The sequence below is a fragment of the Bacillus sp. PS237 genome (assembly GCF_037963345.1).
Lineage (GTDB): Bacteria > Bacillota > Bacilli > Bacillales > Bacillaceae > Bacillus > Bacillus subtilis.
In genome coordinates this window covers 846,321-866,789 of the sequence record NZ_CP150156.1, presented here as the reverse complement: position 1 = coordinate 866,789, position 20,469 = coordinate 846,321, and the positions used below count along the sequence as shown (strand labels likewise).

Below are 20,469 nucleotides of genomic sequence, written 5' to 3'. Positions count from 1 at the left end.
CAATACATAACGTTTCCATTTCCTGAAGGAAGTATGCTTTATGATTCAGCGGACAAGTTGAATTTTTTCAGGCGTTTGTAGAAAGTGCTTCGGGGGATCCCGCTGATTTTTGCGGCTTGAGAGACGTTTCCTTTTGCAGATTCAAGCGCTTTGATCATCATATCCTTTTGGATTTGCTCACGAAAAGTAAGCACGCCGGCAGCAGCCGGCTTTTTTTCTGCAGAGCTGGCCGGCAATCCAGCGGCTTCCAGTAAAGCGGGAAGCGATTCATCTCTCAGCCGGCCGTCCGGAAATCTGATAGAAAGACGTTCAAACACATTAAACAGCTCGCGGATATTCCCCGGCCACTTCCATTGCTTCAGCACATTACAAAAATCAGAAGGAAGATCGCCTGGCCAATGATTCTTCTGTTTGTAGTACTCAAAGAGATCCGGGATATCCTCGGTGCGATCGCGTAATGGAGGGAGTTCAATTGGATAGACATGAAGACGGTAAAACAAGTCCTCTCTGATTTTTCCGTTTTCGGCAAGCTCGCGTAAATCACAATGTGTGGCGGCAATAACTCTGATATCAACCGGAATTTCTTTCGTCCCGCCGATTGGCGTTATCTTGCGTTCCTGAAGCACCCGTAAAAGTGCAACCTGCATCGAGTGGGAAATTTCTCCGATTTCATCTAAAAATAATGTGCCTTGATTCGCTTTTTGAAAGGCGCCTTTATAGCCATTTCGTTTCGCTCCCGTAAAAGCGCCCTCTGCATATCCGAACAGTTCGCTTTCAATCAAATCAGACGGAATCGCTCCGCAATTGACAGCAACAAACGGACCGTGCCGTCTCTCACTGTTCTCATGAAGCGCGCGAGCCGCGACCTCCTTCCCCGTACCCGTTTCACCCGACAAACAGACCGATGCATCCGTCGCAGCTGCTCGTTCAAGGTGCATCAGCATCGCTTGCGATCGGCCGCTTTGCCCGATCACTCCATTGAATCGAAACGCCTTCTTTTTCTTTTGTTCCGAAAGATAAAAACAAGTGCCGCCATCTCCTATGGTGACAGCATTTTCGATTGAATAGCCCCGTTCCTTCAACTCGTACAGGTGCCGGCCCTGCCAATCCGGCATTGAGGTTCGAATCGGCATGCTCGCACTGATGATGTGCTGCTTGGTATTACAGAGCACCATCGGCACACTGGATGCAGCTCTCTCCCCAAAACGGCTGATCAGCTCCAGCTCTTTCTCACGGCTTTTAGCTGCGAGTTCCCGTTCAGCGGCATAGGCAATCGCCGTGGCAATACCAAGCATATGAGGATGCGCGCCTGCCGCCGGGCATGATATGTCAATTACACCCGCAAGGCTGCCATCCTCATGGTGAATCGGAGCAGCTGAACAGTTCCAAAGATGGGAAGCGATAGAGTAATGCTCTGATCCTTGTATTGCAACCGGCTCGCTGATGTGGAGCGCCGTGCCAATCGCATTTGTTCCGACAGCCGTTTCTGTCCAGCATGCCCCTTCGACGAAATTGATGCGTTTGGCTTCATAGAGCGCGCGCGGATGGCCGTCCAATGCCAGAACAACACCGTCTGAATCAATTAACAGCGCCATCATTTCCATTTCTTTTATGGCAGGCAGCAGTTTTTCGAGGTAAGGCTTTGCGGTCGTCAAGAAGAATGAATGTTTTTTTGACTGCTGATCCAGCTCCGTTTGCTGTAAAACCTTCGGGCCTTTTTCTAAATAAGGATTGACCTCAGCTTTTTTGCAGCGATGCCATGACTCTGCAATCCGTTTTCTTAATCGGGCTTCGTCAAGCACACCGTCTTTCACAAAACGTTTCCAGGTTTGCAAATCGTTTGGGACCGAATTCATTTCCTTGATCGCTCCTCCCTTACACGCCGTTTTCATCTATTGTAGGGGAAAAATAAAGCGCTTTCAACAATAAAAAAGCAGGCGCCTTATATCCATGCGCCTGCTTTTTCCTTTATTATGCATGTACCGCAAGGCCGATCGTGCTTAACAGCGCCTCATGCAATGTTTCCGATAAAGTCGGATGGGCGGCGATAAAATGCTCCGCCATATCTGCCGTCATCTCACCATTCATGATCGCTGCCGCTTGGCCGATGAGCTCGGTTACATCCGGGCCAATCATCGAGACACCCACGATTTCGCCGAATTCCGGTTCAGCCATGATTTTGACCTTTCCTTCCGCTTGCTGTTTAATGAGCGCCTTGCCGTTTGCGGAAAATGAAAATTCGCCGATCTTCACATCCCCGTATATGCTTCTTGCCTGTCGTTCTGTCATTCCGATACACGCGATTTCCGGGGACGTATAGATGCAGCGCGGCACATGTTTCTCATTGATTTTGACATCCCTTCCGGAAGCATGAGAAGCAGCGATGATGCCCTCATGGAAAGCGGCATGCGCGAGCTGAATGCCCCCTATAGCATCTCCGCACGCGTAAATATGAGGCACGTTCGTCTGCATGTGCCCATTCACCGGAATGCCCTTTGGAGAAAAATCAACTCCGGCCTGTTCCAGCTGCAATCCGTCAAGACGGGGTTTTCTGCCGATCGCCACCAGCACATAATCGGCCTTCGTTTTAAACTCTCGCTGACCGCTTTTCCATATTGCCGTTTTGGCCGTTTGATCCACCCGCCCTAATCTGGATGAAGTATGCACTTCGACACCGTCTTCCTCAAGTTTCTCCTGAAAGAGACGGGCAATATCTTCATCTTCAGCCGGGATCAGCCGGTCCGCTGTTTCAATGATGGTCACCTGCGATCCCAATCTGGCGAACAGCCCTGCATACTCACACCCGATGACACCGCCGCCGACAATGACTAGTGAAGACGGAATCTCGGAAAGAGAAAGCGCGTCTTTGCTGTCGAGGATCCATTCGCCGTCAAATGGGGCAAAAGGCAGCTCGATTGGCTCTGACCCGGAGGCAATCAATACTTGGTCCGCCTCTCTGATTTCTTTTCCGTTTTCTCCTTCGATCAAGAGCTTTCTTTCAGAAAGAAAGGAGGCTGTTCCCTTTACAACCTGTATTTGATTTTTCTTCATTAGGTACTGAACGCCTTGGACAAGCTGACTGACAACCTGTTGTTTTCGGCTTTGCATTTTACTCCAATCGACTGATATCGCACCTGCCGGAAGTTCGATTCCAAAGCTGTCGGCATGCTTGATTTTATCAAGAACGTTTGCGCTTTCTAACAAAGACTTTGTCGGGATGCAGCCTTCATTCAGGCAGGTCCCCCCAAGCTTGCCTTTGTCAATGAGCAGCACGTTTCTGCCCTGCTGTGCCGCGGAAACCGCAGCCGCATAGCCTGCAGGTCCGCCGCCGATAATGGCTAATGTCATGTCGTTTTCACCTGCTTTTCCTATAAAATTAATGCTGCGGGTTCTTCCAAATATGTTTTCATCGCCTTCAGGAATGCAGCGGCAGGGGCGCCGTCACACGCTCTGTGATCAAATGTCAGGCTGAGTGGCAGGATCGTGCTTCTGACGATCTCCTCCCCTTGATACACCGGTGTGTCATAGCTTGCTCCGATGCCGAGAATGCCTGTTTCCGGCGGATTTAGTATCGGTGTGAAATGCTCAACTCCAAACGCGCCAAGGTTTGTAATGGAGAAAGTAGATCCTTGCAGTTCTTCGCTTCCCGCACGTCCCTCGCGTGCTTTTTTGGCATTTTCTGAGATGGATTGAGCCAGTTCAATCAGCGATAGCTTTTCAGCATGGCGGATGACAGGCACCACTAAGCCATTTTCCAAGGCTACAGCCATACCAAGGTGCACATGGGGATGTGTGATGATGCGCTCATTTTGATAAAAGCTGTTCAGCACAGGGTGAGCTTGCAGAGCGAGAACGGCGGCTCTTGAGACAAAATGAGTGATCGTCAGTTTTGTGCCGTATCTCTCTTCCGCAGTTGGTGAAAGCTGTTTTTGAAGAGTGGCAAGCTTGGTGATATCAGCTTTCATCGTGATCGTCAGCTGCGCGCTGTTTGCCAGGCTTTCCTGCATTCGGGCAGCGATGACCTTTCTCATGCCTGTCACCGGGATTTCCTGCGCTTTCTGCTCCGAAACAGGCTTTGCTTGATCTTTTTTCTGTTCAGCAAGAGCCTTTGTTACGTCATCCTTCACGATTCGTCCGCCTGGTCCAGTTCCTTTCAGTTGTTTTAGGTCTAATCCTGCTTTTTCTGCTATTTTCCTGGCGACTGGAGATATTTTCATTCGATCTTTTTTGGAGGCTGCGGGTTTGTTTTCTTGTTTGACGGGCTGGACGGCTTGCGGCATATTGTCTTCAGCAACAGGCGCCCCCGCCTCTTCCTGCACCGACTCATTGGCGTCCCCGATATAGCAGATAGCTGTGCCGGGCGGAACCTCTTCTCCCTCTTTCACTTTGATATCGATCAGCGTTCCTTTTTCAGGCGCTTCGATCTCCATTTCAATTTTCTCCGATTGAATGCTGGCAATGCTTTCTCCCTTTTCAACCGGGTCGCCTACTTTTTTATTCCATATCGATACTTCCCCTTGTTTCATGGCCATTCCCAATTTTGGCATCACTACTTTTACCGCCATTTGTGTCCCCCCTTTAATTCAATGCCGGCTCGCCAAGCAATTCAAGCGTGACGCTGACAATTTTATCTGGTGTCGGCAAATATTGATCTTCAAGCACTGGTGAAAACGGAACCGGTGTATGCGGCGCTGTAATCCGTTTAATCGGCGCATCAAGCAAATCAAAGCCCTTGTCAGCGACAAGCGCAGCAATATCCGTGGCAATGCTGCATCGCGGATTGGCTTCATCAATGATGATCAGCCGGTTTGTTTTTTCTAACGATGTGAAAATCGCATCCTCATCCAGAGGAGACAGACTGCGGGGATCAAGGACCTCGGCTTCGATGCCCCTCTCTGAAAGCTGTGCAGCCGCTTCAAGCGCAGTATTGACCTGCTTGCCGACTGCAAAGAGCGTAACATCATTGCCTTCGCGTTTGATATCCGCTTTTCCGAGGGGAATTGTATAATAATCTTCCGGCACCTCGCCCTTCATGTTGTAGGACGTTTTGTCTTCAAAGAAAAACACCGGATCATTATCTTCTATTGCTGCAAGCAAAAGACCTTTGGCATCATACGGATTGGATGGAACAACTGTCTTCAGTCCAGGGATGCTCGTGAAAAGGCCATACAGCGATTGTGAATGCTGGGCAGCGGCCCGGAACCCTGCTCCGTATGTGGTGCGGACGGTAATCGGCACTTGCGCTTTTCCGCCGAACATATAACGGAATTTCGCCCCTTGGTTGATCACCTGATCAAAGCACGTGCCGATAAAATCGTTAAACATCAGCTCGGCAATCGGTCTCAAACCGGTTGATGCCGCAGCCATAGCCGCTCCCATATAGCCTGCCTCAGAAATCGGAGTGTCCAGCACTCTTGTACGCCCGAATTCCTGTACGAGTCCCTTTGTGACCCCTAATACACCGCCCCATGCTTCATCATCCTGCAAATGATCGACCGCCGCTCCCCCGGCGACATCCTCACCGATCAAAAGCACATTTTCGTCTTTTCTCATCGCAAGCTTCATTGCTTCATTGATCGCGTCTGACATGCTTATGACTCTCGCCATCTCTTACATTCCTCCTTTTTCATATGACACATACACATCTGTCAGCAGCTCCGAATCTTTTGGATATGGGCTGTCTTCGCTGAACGAGACGGCTTTTTCAATCGATTCGCTGACACGCTGTTCAATGTCTGACAGCTTATTAGCATCTGTTTCTTTTAAAAGGTAGTTTTTAAAACCTTGAATGGCATCTTTTTCTTCAAGGTGCTCAACTCTTTCATCCTTCGTTTTATAGGTTTGGGCATCTCCTTCGAAATGGCCGTAGTTTCTGTAGGTCATACATTCAATCAAAGACGGGCCGCCGCCGTTTCTTGCTCTTTCTATCGCTTCCTCGGCTGCCTGGTAAACTGCTAAAATATCTTTGCCGTCAACTGTAACCCCCGGCATGTTATAAGCAGCCGCCCGATCGGCGATTGAATCACAGGCTGATGCGTACTCAAATGGGGTAGCTTCGCCATAGCCGTTGTTTTCAGCAACAAATACGACAGGAAGGTTCCATACAGCCGCTAAATTCAGCCCTTCGTGGAAGGTACCTTGGTTATTTGCCCCGTCCCCGAAAAAGCAAACGCTTACATTTTTAGTCTGTTTATATTTAGCCGTGAGCGCTGATCCGCATGCGAGCGTAAAGCCGCCCCCGACGATTCCATTTGCGCCTAACATGCCTTTATCAAGATCCGCAATGTGCATAGAACCGCCCTTGCCTTTGCACAATCCGGTCGCTTTCCCGAAAATTTCCGCCATCATGCCGTCCAGGTCACAGCCTTTGGCGATACAATGTCCATGTCCCCTGTGGGTGCTTGTAATGCTGTCGCCATCATGTAAATGAGCGCACACCCCTACAGCCACGGCTTCCTCACCGGCATATAAATGAACGAATCCGGGAAGCACTCCCTGGGCGAACAGTTCATGCACTTTGTCTTCAAAGCCCCTGATCTCCAGCATCTTTTGGTACATCCACAGCGCTTTTTCCTCAGTTAATGACAAGCCTTCTCGTTTTAACAATTTCATTTTGTGCGCCTCCTTCTATTTAGGGTTCACCATTATAAATGCAAGAAGTGTGCCAGTCTTTTGAGCCCGTAAAATCAGTCTTCTCATCTTCACTTTGGAGACAGTTTGAGACGTGTGTCTCGTTTTGTCTCAAACTGATTCATTTGTCTCGTTTTACAGCATGCAAAAAAAAGACCGGATATCACCCGGCCTTTGACAATGATCGACGTATTTATTTCCTTGGAAATCTTTTTAACTTCCTAGTTCCTCTGCATCGTTTGACTGAATAGCTGCTTTTGAAAGAAAATCAATTGAATATTTGACATATCCAATACCGCCGTCCCCGTCCTTCTGCATACAGTCTATCGTGCCGTTTGAGTATGTATATCCCTTTTCATTAAGCGTTTTTCTGACCGTTTCCGCCATCTTTGCGGCATCTGTTTTTGATAACCCGCTGGCGTCTAACTGAATCGTCATGCTCATAGGCGCTTTTTCAGCCAGCTTTTTGTTCCATTTTGTATCTAACGTGAACTGTCCGTTTTCGATACTCAAAGCAGCATCAGCTTTTATAAATCGAGGAACCGCTTTTTTCAGATCTGCTTCGATTGCCTTCGTTGCTTCTTCATTTACATGTTTTGCTACTGATTCGGTATACGCTTCTTCAATTCCATCGCACGTTACTTTAGGATGCAGAAATCCCTTCGTACACATTGGGTAGCGATGAGATTGGGAGGTTGCTTCAAATACATATTCAGACGTTTTAGCGTTATATACCCCATTCGTGATCTTGATTTCTTTCTTAGGATAGGTTTGTTTCACATAAGACACTAGCTTCTGTTCTGCAGCATTTTTCGAAAATGGATCACCGAACCATACATGATAGATATATAGTCCGCATCCGAATAACACAATGGCAAGCAAGCCAAACACAAGTTTTTTCATGTTCCCACTCTTTTCCTCATATGTACGTGCTACAGTTCATGCTTTTCTTCAACAGCCCGGTTCAGCGCTTGGAGCATATAGCCTATGCCTTTGTATGATGATAGCGGCCAGCTGATATGCTGGTGTTCTCCGATGACGGCGTTTAGAACGCTTCGATATTTTTTTCCGCCAAGCATGACTAGCTCTTCGATATCAGAAAAGCCTTTTTCGTGAAATTGACGGCGCAGCTCGTCCGCTGTCATGATTTCCGGATGACCGGTGCCAAAAGTGACATCGTAATTTCCCGAAACGAGATCATCAGGGCGGAGGAACCCGTGCTTCGCCGACAAAATCACCCACTCATCGAAAAATGTTTTTGCATACCGCTCGCACGCCTGATGAAACGGGCTGAGATAAGCGTCCTCTGCTCTTACCGGCCCGGCATCAGGCTGGACATCCCAGATTTTTTTCTTGCCGCAGGGGATGATGCATAGCCGTTTCATTTTCCTCTCCCCCTTTATATGATATCTCCACTAAATATACCATTATTTTCTTACAATAAATTAGAGAAAAGACAGGCTGAGTAAAAGCTGCGTACAAAAAAGACCCGGATTTACCGAAAATCCAGGTTTATTTTAGTCAAGAATTGTGTAAAAATCCCTTTATTTTGTTAGCCTTTTTTGAATCAAGCACTGCTGTTACTCTATCCCATCAAGATACTTTCTCTCAAAGTCGTCGAGCAATGCACGCACTTCATCTGTTGACTTTGTGTTCATGCATTGATTTCTTAATTCACTTGCCCCTCGGAATCCGCGGAGATAAATCTTGAAAAAGCGAGGAAGAGGCTTGTATGGACGGGCTTCTTCTTTTGAATATTCATCATGGAGATCCAGATGCAGCCTTAAGAGATCAAGCAATTCCTTGCTGCTATGCTCTTTCGGCTCCTTTTCAAAAGCGAAAGGATTTGTAAAAATACCGCGCCCTATCATAATTCCATCGACGCCGTATTGTTCAGCAAGTTTCAAGCCAGTTTGACGGTCAGGAATATCCCCGTTTATTGTTAGCAATGTATCTGGTGCCACCTCGTCACGAAGTTTCTTAATCTCTGGGATGAGCTCCCAATGCGCATCTACTTTGCTCATTTCTGCCCTTGTACGCAGATGAATAGAAAGATTCGCAATATCCTGTTTCAAAATGTGTGTCAGCCACTCGCGCCATTCATCCACATCCGTGTATCCAAGTCTTGTCTTCACGCTTACAGGCAATCCCCCTGCTTTTGCAGCTTGTATTAATTCTGCCGCAACTGCAGGACGGCAAATAAGGCCGCTTCCCTTTCCATTCCCCGCCACATTAGGCACAGGGCAGCCCATATTGATATCTAGTCCTTTAAATCCTAACTCTGCCATGCCAATACTCATTTTACGGAAGTTTTCAGGCTTATCTCCCCATATATGGGCCACAATTGGCTGTTCATCCTCTGTAAAAGTCAAACGGCCGCGCACGCTATCCTTCCCATCCGGGTGGCAATAGCTCTCTGAGTTTGTGAACTCTGTAAAAAACACATCCGGTCTGCCTGCTTCACTTACTACATGCCGGAAAACAACATCTGTCACATCTTCCATTGGTGCCAGTACAAAAAACGGCCGTGGTAATTCACGCCAGAAATTTTCTGTCATAACAAAAATCAAATCCTTTCATTATGGGATACGGCTGAACCTTTATCCCAAATTAAAAACTGACCATGCTTCTTTTACACTTATCGCATGCGAAAGCATTTCTTATCAATCTATAGTAAATTTTGAAGATTTCACGTGGGATGATTATCTACCCTATTTTTTATATTCTGGTTAACTGGCGCTGACCTTCGTCTTTCTTAGTGGCCTTGCTTTTGAACTTTTTGGATAAAAAGGATTCCAACCTAAATAGAATATCATATGAGTTCTCCATATTACCAACGCAAAATAATTGCCCTGTTATTGAAGATAAGATATTTAACACTACACCATATCCGTATCTCTATATCATATTTGCGGAAAAACTAATAGAGATAAAGCAAATTGAGTTGGGGGTGGTATAACTGAGTACTCAAGAGAATGAAAAAACCTACTTAAGCTGCTACCACTTGTGAATCACATGGAGTAAAGAGGATGAGAAGAGAAAATAAACCCTTATTTAAAAGAATTCAAGAACTTCAATCTGAATCATTTGGGATTTGCTCATGATTTAGAAAATAACCAACGCAGCAAGTGGCAACCTACTATATATTTGTATAGGGTTATAATTCGGTAATCCTGATCCAGAACCATAAAATAGACTGCTGACTAAGTGTCGCAGTCTTCACTCATAAGATAATTAAGAAAGTGTACATTTTCTTTCATCATTAAATAAGGCATCAGAAGTTATTGCTTTAATTTCGAATATCCTTTGTTATCCCTGTAATTATTTGTATAATAGTGAAAACTCCCAAGAAAACAGTAATAATATTAAACCATGGATTATCATAGAATGAAAGATATGTTTGAAAGAAATCTAGTTCAACTATGTTTGCTGGGAATCCATTCATTTCTCTATACTTAGGACCCCATCCCGTTAATTCTACAAAATTAAAATAAAGCTGAGATACTAAAAATGCCAAAAATGTTTGAAACCAACTTCTTTTATATACTTTATCCATTTAATTATCCATTTCCTTCTCTGCAATACTTTTTAGCCAAGTGTCAATCTAAAATCATTATATTATGAAGCATGATTGTCGCAAGGATATAACCATTGTAGGTATTACTGTAATAGTTGTTATCGTCTCGGCACTATTTTAATTGTTGTAGTGCTCATACGTTATGCATTTTAAAATGGGGTTGGCCATCATTTTCACCTCTTTCATTTATTACAATGTTTCAACTTTTTACATCGAATGACTCTTGAAATGATATACGCCATACTTTCCTTATATTCCTATCATCAATATTTCACACGTAATAACTGCAAGTCAATATATAATTTTACAAATTATGAAAATACATCTATGATTTTACATCATTCTACTCATGTATTTTAAACATACTGGGAGGATATTTTTCCGGTTAAATAACGCTTTTTTTCACCTGCTTTTCAACACGTTTTTTCAATTCTTTTCGCCAGTTAAAATAAAGATCTCCGCGAAAAGAAGGAAGATAAAATTGAGAACAGACCGTTAGGACAAGAGCTGCGCACGAAAAAGACCCGGAAATCGGAATTGTTTATTTTACCGAAATCCAGGTCTTATTAGGAAAACTATTTTATGACTGGGAAATGTTCTTTTTAGTTAGACGATTTTAATACAAGCCTCGCCACTGCTTCAACATGCGCCGTCTGCGGAAACATATCGACAGGCTGAATATAGTCCACGCGATAGTCCTTCGACAGCGTCTGCAAATCTTTCGCAAGCGTGGATGGATTGCAGGAAACGTAGACAAAGCGTTTCGGTTTGACTTTTTTGATCGTGTCCAAGAACGTGCTGTCACAGCCCGTTCTTGGCGGGTCTACAATGACGACGTCCGGGCGGAAGCCTTCTTTCGTCCATTTCGGGAGCCAGTGCTCGGCTGTTCCTGTTACGTATGTGGCATTTGCCATGCCGTGTTTTTTGGCGTTTTTCTTAGCATCGTCAATTGATTCCTTGATGACGTCCATGCCGCGGACTTCCTTCGCTCCGTCCGCAACCCACATGCCGATAGTGCCGACGCCGCAATACGCATCAACGACTTTTTCTTTTCCGGTCAGCTGCGCCGCTTTTTTCACTTCATCATACAGCTTGACGGTCTGTTCCGGATTGAGCTGGAAGAAAGCGCGGGCGCTCAATTCAAAAGATACGTCGCCGAGCACTTCTTGAATCACTGTTTTTCCGGCGAGCTGTTTTGTTTTCTCACCAAAAATCACTGAGGTTTTCGCCCCGTTTACATTCTGAATAATGGATTTGACCTCTGGCAATCGCTTTTGAATCGCTTTGACGATTTCTTCCTTGTGCGGAAGCGTTTCTTTTGCGGTTACAAGCACGACCTGCACTTCGCCTGTTTCAAAGCCGACTCTCGTCACGATCGTGCGAACGTCGCCTTTTCGTTTTCTTTCATTATAAACAGACACATTGAAGTCCTCTAAAATGCGGCGGACGATGCCTGTTGTTTTGTTCGTTGCCGGATGCTGAACGATACAGTCTTTAATCGGCACGATATCATGAGAATCAAGGCCGTATAAGCCGGCGATGATGCTGCCGCTTTGCGAGCGCCCGATCTGGAATTGGCTTTTATTGCGGTAATTCCACGGGTTGTCCATGCCAATCGTTTCTTTGATTTCCATGTTTTCAACTTTAAACTTCGTATGGCGTTCAAGAGACTGAATGACGATATCACGTTTTTCCCGAAGCTGCTGGCTGTATGCAAGGTGCTGAAGCTGACAGCCGCCGCATTGTTCATAAACAGGGCAAGGCGGTGCCACCCGGTGCTCAGATGCCTTGCGGATTTTCTTAATGCGGCCCTCCGAAAACTTCGGCTGGACCTTTGTGGCCTGCACAACAACTTCTTCGCCAGGAAGCGCGCCGGGCACGAAGACGACTTTTTTCTTAAAATAGCCAACACCTTCTCCGTTAATGCCGAGACGCTTAATCGTCAGCGGAAAAGTTTGTCCGACCTTCAGTTCGACGGGCGCCTGTTTCTTTTGTTGGTTCACGTTGTTCTCTCCGTTTCTATATGAAGCTTTCTGCGGATGGCAGAAAGTGAAATGGTTTTTTCACATCTTTCTAGTATAACACGTTTGCAGGATTTCCTTCATTGTCAGACGAATTATTCTATACTCCTCCACAAATACAAAGACGCATAGCTTAAATAAGGCTCCCACTCCTTGCTCATCGCCAGCATGACATCCTTTGCCGGCTTATCGTCCAGCTGAAAGTGGCGTTTGATGGCATTCTGGAGGCCGATATCGGCAAGCGGGAATAAATTGGGACGGCCAAGTCCGAACATGAGGACGTTTTGCACGGTCCACGGGCCGATACCCCTGATTTTGATCAGTTTCTTCATAATGTCTTCATCCGCCATATGCGGCAGCTCTGACAAGCTGAGTGTGCCTTCTGCGATCATCCTTGATGTATCAATGGTGTATTCCGCTTTTCTCATGCTGAATTGCAGATCACGCAGATCCTGATAATCGAGTTCCGCAATCGTTTCCGGCTTTGGATAGCACCACACGCCATCCTTCTGCTCGCCAAACGCATGAACAAACCGTTCTGTTAGCGTGTAAGCGAAGGAAAGATTAAGCTGCTGGTGGATAATGCATTTCATCATGCAGTTGTACACGCTGTAGTCCAGAACAAGCGGCGTCCCGGCATGCTCTTCAAAAATGGCGGACAGGCTCGTTTTTGAAAAATGATCCAGAACGTGCTGCAAATGATTTTCCCATTGAAAAATCCGCTTGATTTCCTTCATCATTTCTCCCTGATCCGTTTCCCCGCTGACGAGGAACTCAGGCTCGCCCGCATGGCCTAACGCCTGTACCTTTACAATACATACGTCCCCCGCTTGATTTCTGATTGGCACACGGACTTCCCTCGCCTCTCGATCAACAGCATTGAGGGGGTCTAAAGACAGCCTGTCCAGCACGCGGTCAAAATGATACGGAGGCGTGACAGATACTTTTTCCTTCCACATGAGATCCACCCTTTTTTCCGTTTTTGTTCAGTATAACATGCCGCTGGAATTAGGCAGAGAGTACCGTATACTTTTCTCATAAAGACCGCATGATATAATGGCAGGTGGAGGGTTGTTTATGATCAACATTACCGCAATCACAACAGAGCATCAGCTGCTGAAAAATATACCGATCGAACGAGTGGAACAGCCTGATATTGCATGGTACTGGGTTGATTTTTACGGCCCGGAGGATACGGAAACGGCGTTATTGAGAGATTTTTTTCATTTTCACCCGCTTGCCATTGAGGATTGCTTCCAGCATATGCAGCGGCCAAAGCTTGACCATTATGACGGCTATCGTTTTTACGTGATTCATGCGCTGAATAAGGAAACACTTGAGACGGAGGAAGTCGATATCTTTCAAGGCGAAAAATTTGTCGTCACCTTTCATTTACACGAAACGCCCGGTATCGCTAAAGTCCGGGAGCGTTTGTATGCTTCACCGGACATATTGAAAAAAGGGCCCGGGCATATTTCTTATATGATCATGGATCAGCTTGTTGATGAATATTTTCCTCTCGTGTATAAAATTGAAGACCGGCTGAATGAAATTGAAGAAAGCCGTCCCCACAAAACGTATGGAACGCTGATGAACGAGGTGTTTGATCTCAGAACAGACCTATTGCATTTGAGACGGACGATTATCCCGATGCGTGATTTGCTCTACCGGATTTTAAGCCTTGACCATGTGAAAGAGCAGCGGGAAACGAAAGCCTATTTCAGCGACATATATGATCATTTGTTAAAGTTGTCTGAAATTGTGGAATCCAACCGTGACATGACGTCCGACTTGCGTGACAGCTACGTGACGCTAAACTCAAACCGGATGAATGCGATTATGATGACACTGACGATCGTATCAACCATTTTCATCCCGCTCACCTTTATTGCCGGTGTATACGGTATGAACTTCGACTTTATGCCGGAGCTGCATTGGAAATACGGATATTTCGCTGTACTTGGCCTGATGGCCGCGCTTGTGATTGGAATGCTGATTTGGTTTGTACATAAAGGATGGTTCAATATTTTTAAATGAGGACAGCGAGCAGCTGTTCTTTTTTGTTGTAAGCCGATCGCTATGCATATTCTGTTCATATTGTTTATAATGGAAAAAATATTCAGGGAGTGATTAGATTGAAAATTGCTGTCATCGGACTCGGCAATATGGGACAGCCCATTGCCCGAAATGTTCTTCAAGCAGGCTACGAATTGACTGTCTATAACCGGACGAAACAAAAGACAGAAGACCTTGTCACAGAAGGCGCACAGGCAGCTGATACGCCGCGGCTGGCGGCAAAGTCCGCTGATATTGTCATCACAATGCTTGCAGATGATGATTCTGTCAGCACCGTGACATTCGGAGAAGACGGGCTGCTTGAAGGATTAGCAGAGAACGGCATACACATCTCGATGAGCACAATCAGTGTTGAGTTCTCAGAAAAGCTCGCAGCGGCTCATGCAGAGAAAGGACAATTTTTTCTCGCCGCTCCTGTCCTTGGCAGACCGGATGCCGCAGCCAAAGCCGCGCTCCGTATCATAACAGCCGGACCGGCGGAAGCAAAGCAAGCTGCCAAGCCTCTGCTCGACAGCCTGAGCCAGCAGATATTTGACGTCGGCGAAGAAAGCAAGACGGCAAATGCAGCCAAAATCAGCATTAATTTCTTGCTTGTGTCCATGCTGGAGGCGTTATCTGAATCCTTTTTAATGATGGAGAAATACGGCTTAGAACAAAAACAATTTTTAGAAATCGCCAGCGCGCTCTTTGGTTCTCCAGTCTATCAAAATTACGGAACCATTATGGCCGAGCAGAAATTTGAGCCGGCCGGCTTCAAAATGTCTTTAGGGCTGAAGGATACCAACCTGGCACTCGCCGCCGCAAAACGGGTTTCTGCAAATCTTCCTCTTGCCGAGCTGGCCAAGAGCCATTTTGAAAGCGGGATTGAGAAAGGCTTCGGGGATCTGGACTGGGCCGCACTGATTAAATGTATAAAATAAAGAAAAGCCTCTCCGTTTAAGGAGAGGTCTTTCTCTTTTACAAAGACGGCAGCCTCATTTCTTTCTCAAACATCAGATCATCAATGCTTTTAAAAGTGTAGCCCTGTTTTTTCAGATCTGTAATCGCGTCATCCAGCGCTTCTGCATTGTCCCTCGATACGGTGTGAAGCAGGTAAATGGCTCCCGGGTGCGCCTGCTTGATCATATGATCGTAGGCATATTTCTTTCCCTTTTGGTTGTTGATTTTCCAATCAACAAAAGCGACCGACCAGAAAACGGTTTGATAGCCGAGGCGTTTCGTTTCTTTCAGTACGTACTCACTGAACACGCCGCGCGGCGGACGCAAATACAGGTTGTCCTGCTTTCCCGTAATTTTATAAACCTCTTCGTTGACTGAATCAAGTTCATCCTGAATCTGATCAGCTGTTTTTGTCGTTAAATCCGGATGGTGAAAGGAATGATTGCCGATAATATGGCCCTCATCTGACATTCGTTTGATCAGCTGAGGCTGGTCCTTTACGAAATGCCCGGTGACAAAAAACGTTCCTGTTACGCGATGTTTTTTTAAGACATCAAGCACTTTTGGCGTATAGCCATTTTCATATCCGTTATCAAACGTTAAGTAAATCGTTTTTTCCTTTGTATTCCCTAAATAAAACGCGTCATATTTTTCAATTAAACTGTTCAGCTGCTTCCCGGCATCTGGCGGCTGATGATTGACACTTCGTTTAAAGCCCCAATTAATCGGCTCATTCGGCACCGCTTCCGCCTGTGCTGCACCTCCGGCAAGCAATACGGCGGCGCAGCATATTGAACACATCCACTTCATGGCCAGCGCTCCTTCTGCATTTTTTCTTATTTTACAGATAGAGACTTTGTTTTATACTGTTGCTTTATGCCAATAAAAAAACCGCGGCGGGCACGCGGTTTTATTCCCAATCTTTTTTAAAACGTTCGTATTTGGCTTCCAGGTCATCAAGCATGCTGATAAGCCTGTCTATATCTTCAACGTCGGTTGCTTCAGGGTCTAATGAATCGATGACGTTCATAAACATGTCAAGTCTGTTCTTTAAATAATCAATCTGCTGATCTTTATTGTTTACGGCGTTCCCCATTCTGTTCCTCCATTCATTTTTTATTATGGTAGCTCATTTTTTGCCGTTTTTCAATCGCCGCGCTACTTGCGATCTTGGCAAATCAGGTCTAAAATTAACTGTTGGCAGCGTTAGTATGCCCATTTATAAAGGAGTTAGATAGTCATGACACAAAACACGAAGCTGCGTCCGATTACGCCCGAGTTTGACCCTTGGGAAGCCTATATGGATGTTGACCAATACGGAGACATGCAGCTGACAAACGTTGAATTCACAACAACGACACTGTGCAATATGAGATGCGAGCATTGTGCTGTAGGCTATACATTGCAGCCTAAAGACCCGAATGCTCTGCCAATAGATCTTCTGTTAAAACGGCTGGAGGAAATCCCGCGCCTCAGATCCATCAGCATCACAGGCGGAGAGCCGATGCTTTCGTTGAAATCAGTAAAAGAATATGTTGTTCCTTTATTGAAATATGCCCATGAACGGGGTGTGCGGACACAAATTAATTCAAATCTGACCCTCGACATCGAGCGGTACGAATGGATCATTCCGTATCTCGATGTGCTACATATTTCACATAACTGGGGAACAGTTGAAGATTTTGCTGAAATCGGCTTTGCCATGATGGACAGAAAACCGACCTTCGAACAGCGCGCGCGCTATTTTGAAAAAATGATCGAAAACAGCCGCACGCTCGTGGATGCCGGAGTAATGGTATCTGCGGAAACGATGCTGAACAAACGAACACTTCCGCATATTGAGCATATTCACCGCCAAATCACAGAAGATATGAAATGTCAGCGTCACGAGGTCCACCCAATGTATCCAAGCGATTTCGCAAGCGCTCTTGAATCCCTCAGCCTGAAAGAGATGAGACAGGCCATTCACCGCTTGCTGGATATTCGTGATGAAAATACGTGGATGCTGTTCGGAACGCTGCCGTTTTATGCCTGCAGTCCGGACGAAGACGACCAAAAGCTGCTTCGCCGGCTTCGCGCGGCGAAAAACGTCACAGTGCGAAATGACCCTGACGGCCGATCCCGCCTGAATGTGAACATTTTCGACGGAAACATTATCGTGACCGATTTCGGTGATACCCCGCCGCTTGGCAACATTCAGACGGACAGCCTCCCTTCCGCCTATGAAAAGTGGAGAGAGACCAAGCTTGCGAAAGAACTGAGTTGCCACTGCCCGAATGTCCGGTGCCTCGGACCGAATGTTCTTGTCAAAAACAGTTATTATCAGGATACAGACTTCACAAAACGTCAAGCCAGGAGTTAGATGCGGATGAAAGAAACACTTACGGAGATTTTTCAAAATAAAATCGTCGATATTCTCCTCGTTGCCGTTATCCTTTGGATCGGTGTCTTTATCATCAACCGGCTGGTACAGCTATTTTTTAAACGGACGGACTTTATTGAAGAAAAAAAGGAAAAAACGATTGAAAGCCTTGTCCGTTCTGTCACCCAGTATACGGCAACAATTGGTTTTATCTTTTACGTTATTTCTTTATTTGTGCATGATTTCGGCAAGATATTGGCCGGGGCGGGCGTAGCAGGTATCGTGATCGGTTTTGGCGCCCAATCGCTGATCAAAGATGTGCTGGCTGGTGTATTCTTAATATATGAACGCCAGCTGCACAAAGGCGATTATGTCACCGTCAACAACTTGTTCAACGGGACAGTGGAGGAAATCGGCCTCCGCTCGCTGCAAATCCGGGAATGGAGCGGGAAGCTGCTCACCATCAGCAACGGCGAGGTCAGACAAATAGAGAACTATAATATTGATTTTATGCGGATTACCGAATCCTTTCTTATCAGCTTTAAAGAAGATCCGGACCGCGTGTACAGCGTGTTGGAAGAGGCATGTGACATGCTGAATGAAGAGCTTCGTGATTCATTGAAGCGGGATGAATTCGGCAATCCGACAGAACCGTTTCAAATCCACGGCATCACCGCATTGAATAAAATCAATCGCGGCGTCGAATTTACGGTTAAAGGCATGGTGAAAGATGATGATTATTTCAGTGCCAGCCTTGCAGTAAGACGGGTTCTCGTTCGCCAGCTCTACCAAAACAATGTGCAAATGCTTGAGGAAGCGGTCCGAATCGAGAGAACCCAATAAACAAAAAAACTGATTCCGAGTTGGAATCAGTTTTTTATTTATCTTGGCAGTGAGGAAAGCTGAAAGCCAAACGTGACATGATCTTGAACCGGAATCCACGCGCCGATTCCCTGTGACGTGACATTTTTCACGACGAGTTTTCGTTTATTTCCTTTCAGCACTAAGTACACTTCTCCGTAAGTCACTTTTCCTTTTTCATTCACAGCCGGTGCATATGCATGTAGATAACCGATTTTTTTAGGAGCGACTTTATAAATCTGATCCCGTTTTGTGCCAGCCCCGATGACCGTCTCAAATGCAAGCGGGAGGTTCGTTTTCTTCATTGCTTTTTGCATCATCATGCTTTTGACATCTTCAGCATTTGGAACTTTAGCTGTCAAGCCGCCCTTCACTCTGTACTGCTGTTCCTGGGCATAATGCATTTCAGCCGTTTCTTTCCCGCCGCGGTTATCCGCACGGTTTGTATTGATTTTTTTATATTCCCAGTTTGCGACTGTTTCATTTGATTCATAGCCGAGCGCCCATTTCCCGAGAAATATTGTCGCCCGGTACCCTACTGCAAGCGGTGTGCCGGATATGTTGGATTCATTCAGCATTTTGATGAGATGCGGATTTTCAATCTTTACCTCAGAATGATCGAGCAATTCCTTTGCCAGCTTGCTCGGCTGAAGCATTGGCTGATCCTGTGAAGCATTCGGATACGTGTTTTCCTTTGAAATGCTTGCGACAGAATTAGGAACCTTAAACTGCTTTTTCGCGTGGATGGGCTGAACGCCGAAAAAACTAAAGAATAACAACACAATAAGTGTGGAATGAAATAGCTTTTTCATCATATCACTCTTTCTATGGCATTTTCCCTTAGTCTTTTCATCCCGCTTTGTTGTTATCCATCATTTTTTCAGGTTAAAGAAGGAAAAAGCCGATCGCCATAATGACATATGCAGCAAGCAGTGTCGCCCCTTCAAACCAGTTGGAATCCCCGTCATTCGAAATCGCGATCATCAAGAGAACCGCTGATACCATCGCGACGAGCTCAGGCAATGTAAATACAAGCGGCATGCTTGTCGGAAAAAAGATAGAACAGATGACGAGAACCGGTGCGACAAACATAGCGATCTGCAGCGTAGAGCCTACTGCAATTTCAACAGCAATGTCCATTTTATTTTTGAAGGCCATAATAATCGCTGACGCATGCTCCGCCGCATTTCCTACAATCGCCACGATGATGACCCCAATAAACAGCTCGCTCCACCCGAACTGTTCAGCCACCGAGTGAAAGGTATGGACCAGGTTTTCGGATATGTATGCAACCACAATCGTTGCCGCAAACAAGACAATCGTCGCAACCTTCCCTGACCATTCTGGCTCTTCCTCTTCTTCAGTCTGAGCGGCATTATTCGGCTGATAAACGCCCCGATGCGTGACAAGTTTAAAGTACAGCGCCGCCACATATAACAGAATCATAATGATGCTGATGCCGATGCTTAAATTGAGCTTGCTGGCGTTTCCCATACCAACAGAGAATACCTCCGGAATCACAAAGGCGACAATGATGGCAAAAATCAGAAGCCCGGAGTTATGGCGGGCATCATGGATATTAAATTCCTGCCGCTTATATTTTAAACCGCCGACAAAAAACGATAGGCCCGCTACCAGCAACAGGTTCCCCAGCACTGAACCGGTTAAAGAGGCAAGCACGATTCCTGTCAGGCCTTCTTTTAATGCAAAAAGGGAAATAATCAGCTCCACCGCATTCCCGAAGGTTGCATTCAACAAACCGCCGATACGCGGTCCTGCAATGATGGACAGTGATTCTGTCGCCCTCCCCATATAGCTTGCAAGCGCGATAATCGTCACGCAATAAACTGCAAATAGAACCGCGGAAGGCCAATGCATCAAACTGCCAATCACAGAAAGCGGAACACCGGCCGCCACTAAAATAAAAAAGATACGATTCATGGTGAAATAGCTCCTTTTTTATGACTTGTTTTATTTTTATTCTTCACAAAAACCTTCATGAT

Annotated in this window: 19 protein-coding genes; 4 read left to right on the top strand and 15 right to left on the bottom strand. The window is 46.0% G+C overall.

Going from position 1 to position 20,469, the window contains the following annotated elements; translation table 11 throughout:
* Positions 1 to 38: 38 nt before the first annotated feature.
* The 11 genes from acoR to NST22_RS04345 form a co-directional block, all read right to left on the bottom strand.
* Complete coding sequence (gene acoR, locus NST22_RS04395) at positions 39 to 1,856, bottom strand: acetoin dehydrogenase operon transcriptional activator AcoR (protein ID WP_003244100.1); 1,818 nt, start codon at positions 1,854 to 1,856, stop codon at positions 39 to 41.
* Positions 1,857 to 1,971: 115 nt separating this feature from the next.
* A complete protein-coding gene (acoL, locus tag NST22_RS04390; protein ID WP_003243007.1) occupies positions 1,972 to 3,348 on the bottom strand; it encodes an acetoin dehydrogenase complex dihydrolipoyl dehydrogenase in 1,377 nt (458 codons plus the stop codon).
* Positions 3,349 to 3,368: 20 nt separating this feature from the next.
* Positions 3,369 to 4,565 (bottom strand): acetoin dehydrogenase complex dihydrolipoyllysine-residue acetyltransferase, encoded by a 1,197-nt coding sequence (acoC, locus tag NST22_RS04385; RefSeq protein ID WP_003244059.1) that lies wholly within the window; start codon positions 4,563 to 4,565, stop codon positions 3,369 to 3,371.
* A gap of 13 nt (positions 4,566 to 4,578) precedes the next feature.
* Positions 4,579 to 5,607, bottom strand: coding sequence for an acetoin:2,6-dichlorophenolindophenol oxidoreductase subunit beta (gene acoB / locus NST22_RS04380; RefSeq protein WP_003243124.1), 1,029 nt, complete (start codon positions 5,605 to 5,607; stop codon positions 4,579 to 4,581).
* Between the two features lie 3 nt (positions 5,608 to 5,610).
* Positions 5,611 to 6,612 carry an acetoin:2,6-dichlorophenolindophenol oxidoreductase subunit alpha gene (acoA, locus tag NST22_RS04375; RefSeq protein WP_003242898.1) on the bottom strand — a complete coding sequence of 334 codons (1,002 nt, stop codon included), beginning with the start codon at positions 6,610 to 6,612 and terminating at the stop codon, positions 5,611 to 5,613.
* Positions 6,613 to 6,843: 231 nt separating this feature from the next.
* The gene (locus NST22_RS04370; protein WP_003243897.1) at positions 6,844 to 7,533 is read right to left on the bottom strand and encodes a hypothetical protein; all 690 of its coding nucleotides are present in this window, start codon (positions 7,531 to 7,533) and stop codon (positions 6,844 to 6,846) included.
* 29 nt (positions 7,534 to 7,562) lie between these two features.
* The gene (locus NST22_RS04365) at positions 7,563 to 8,015 is read right to left on the bottom strand and encodes a DUF6884 domain-containing protein (RefSeq protein WP_003233638.1); all 453 of its coding nucleotides are present in this window, start codon (positions 8,013 to 8,015) and stop codon (positions 7,563 to 7,565) included.
* A gap of 195 nt (positions 8,016 to 8,210) precedes the next feature.
* Positions 8,211 to 9,188: a tRNA-dihydrouridine synthase gene (locus NST22_RS04360; RefSeq protein WP_003243992.1), complete on the bottom strand. Its 978-nt coding sequence runs from the start codon at positions 9,186 to 9,188 to the stop codon at positions 8,211 to 8,213.
* Positions 9,189 to 9,919: 731 nt separating this feature from the next.
* Positions 9,920 to 10,186, bottom strand: a complete 267-nt coding sequence (locus NST22_RS04355; protein WP_009966802.1) for a YfzA family protein — start codon at positions 10,184 to 10,186, stop codon at positions 9,920 to 9,922.
* Positions 10,187 to 10,809: 623 nt separating this feature from the next.
* Positions 10,810 to 12,210, bottom strand: coding sequence for a 23S rRNA (uracil(1939)-C(5))-methyltransferase RlmD (rlmD, locus tag NST22_RS04350; protein WP_003233644.1), 1,401 nt, complete (start codon positions 12,208 to 12,210; stop codon positions 10,810 to 10,812).
* 113 nt (positions 12,211 to 12,323) lie between these two features.
* On the bottom strand, positions 12,324 to 13,187 hold the full coding sequence (locus NST22_RS04345) for a DNA-3-methyladenine glycosylase (protein ID WP_003233646.1): 864 nt from the start codon (positions 13,185 to 13,187) through the stop codon (positions 12,324 to 12,326).
* 118 nt (positions 13,188 to 13,305) lie between these two features.
* Between NST22_RS04345 and corA the strand changes: the two genes are divergently transcribed.
* Both corA and NST22_RS04335 read left to right on the top strand, forming a co-directional pair.
* On the top strand, positions 13,306 to 14,265 hold the full coding sequence (corA, locus tag NST22_RS04340; RefSeq protein WP_003233650.1) for a magnesium/cobalt transporter CorA: 960 nt from the start codon (positions 13,306 to 13,308) through the stop codon (positions 14,263 to 14,265).
* A gap of 98 nt (positions 14,266 to 14,363) precedes the next feature.
* The gene (locus tag NST22_RS04335; RefSeq protein WP_003243106.1) at positions 14,364 to 15,224 is read left to right on the top strand and encodes an NAD(P)-dependent oxidoreductase; all 861 of its coding nucleotides are present in this window, start codon (positions 14,364 to 14,366) and stop codon (positions 15,222 to 15,224) included.
* Between the two features lie 37 nt (positions 15,225 to 15,261).
* On the opposite strand, the gene pdaA is transcribed toward NST22_RS04335, so the two are convergent.
* Entirely contained in the window at positions 15,262 to 16,053 is a 792-nt protein-coding gene (gene pdaA / locus NST22_RS04330) for a delta-lactam-biosynthetic de-N-acetylase (protein ID WP_003244439.1), read from the bottom strand.
* 100 nt (positions 16,054 to 16,153) lie between these two features.
* A complete protein-coding gene (locus NST22_RS04325) occupies positions 16,154 to 16,339 on the bottom strand; it encodes an SE1561 family protein (protein ID WP_003223132.1) in 186 nt (61 codons plus the stop codon).
* Between the two features lie 144 nt (positions 16,340 to 16,483).
* Between NST22_RS04325 and yfkAB the strand changes: the two genes are divergently transcribed.
* Positions 16,484 to 17,605 (top strand): radical SAM/CxCxxxxC motif protein YfkAB, encoded by a 1,122-nt coding sequence (gene yfkAB / locus NST22_RS04320; protein ID WP_003233655.1) that lies wholly within the window; start codon positions 16,484 to 16,486, stop codon positions 17,603 to 17,605.
* On the top strand, positions 17,606 to 18,448 hold the full coding sequence (gene mscC / locus NST22_RS04315; protein WP_010886444.1) for a mechanosensitive ion channel protein MscC: 843 nt from the start codon (positions 17,606 to 17,608) through the stop codon (positions 18,446 to 18,448). It abuts the gene before it with no gap.
* Between the two features lie 38 nt (positions 18,449 to 18,486).
* Here mscC and NST22_RS04310 read toward each other — a convergent pair whose 3' ends face one another.
* Together NST22_RS04310 and cax are read right to left on the bottom strand one after the other, a co-directional pair.
* A complete protein-coding gene (locus tag NST22_RS04310) occupies positions 18,487 to 19,281 on the bottom strand; it encodes a YfkD famly protein (RefSeq protein WP_003233657.1) in 795 nt (264 codons plus the stop codon).
* 70 nt (positions 19,282 to 19,351) lie between these two features.
* Positions 19,352 to 20,407: a calcium/proton exchanger gene (cax, locus tag NST22_RS04305; protein ID WP_003242902.1), complete on the bottom strand. Its 1,056-nt coding sequence runs from the start codon at positions 20,405 to 20,407 to the stop codon at positions 19,352 to 19,354.
* Positions 20,408 to 20,469: the final 62 nt, after the last annotated feature.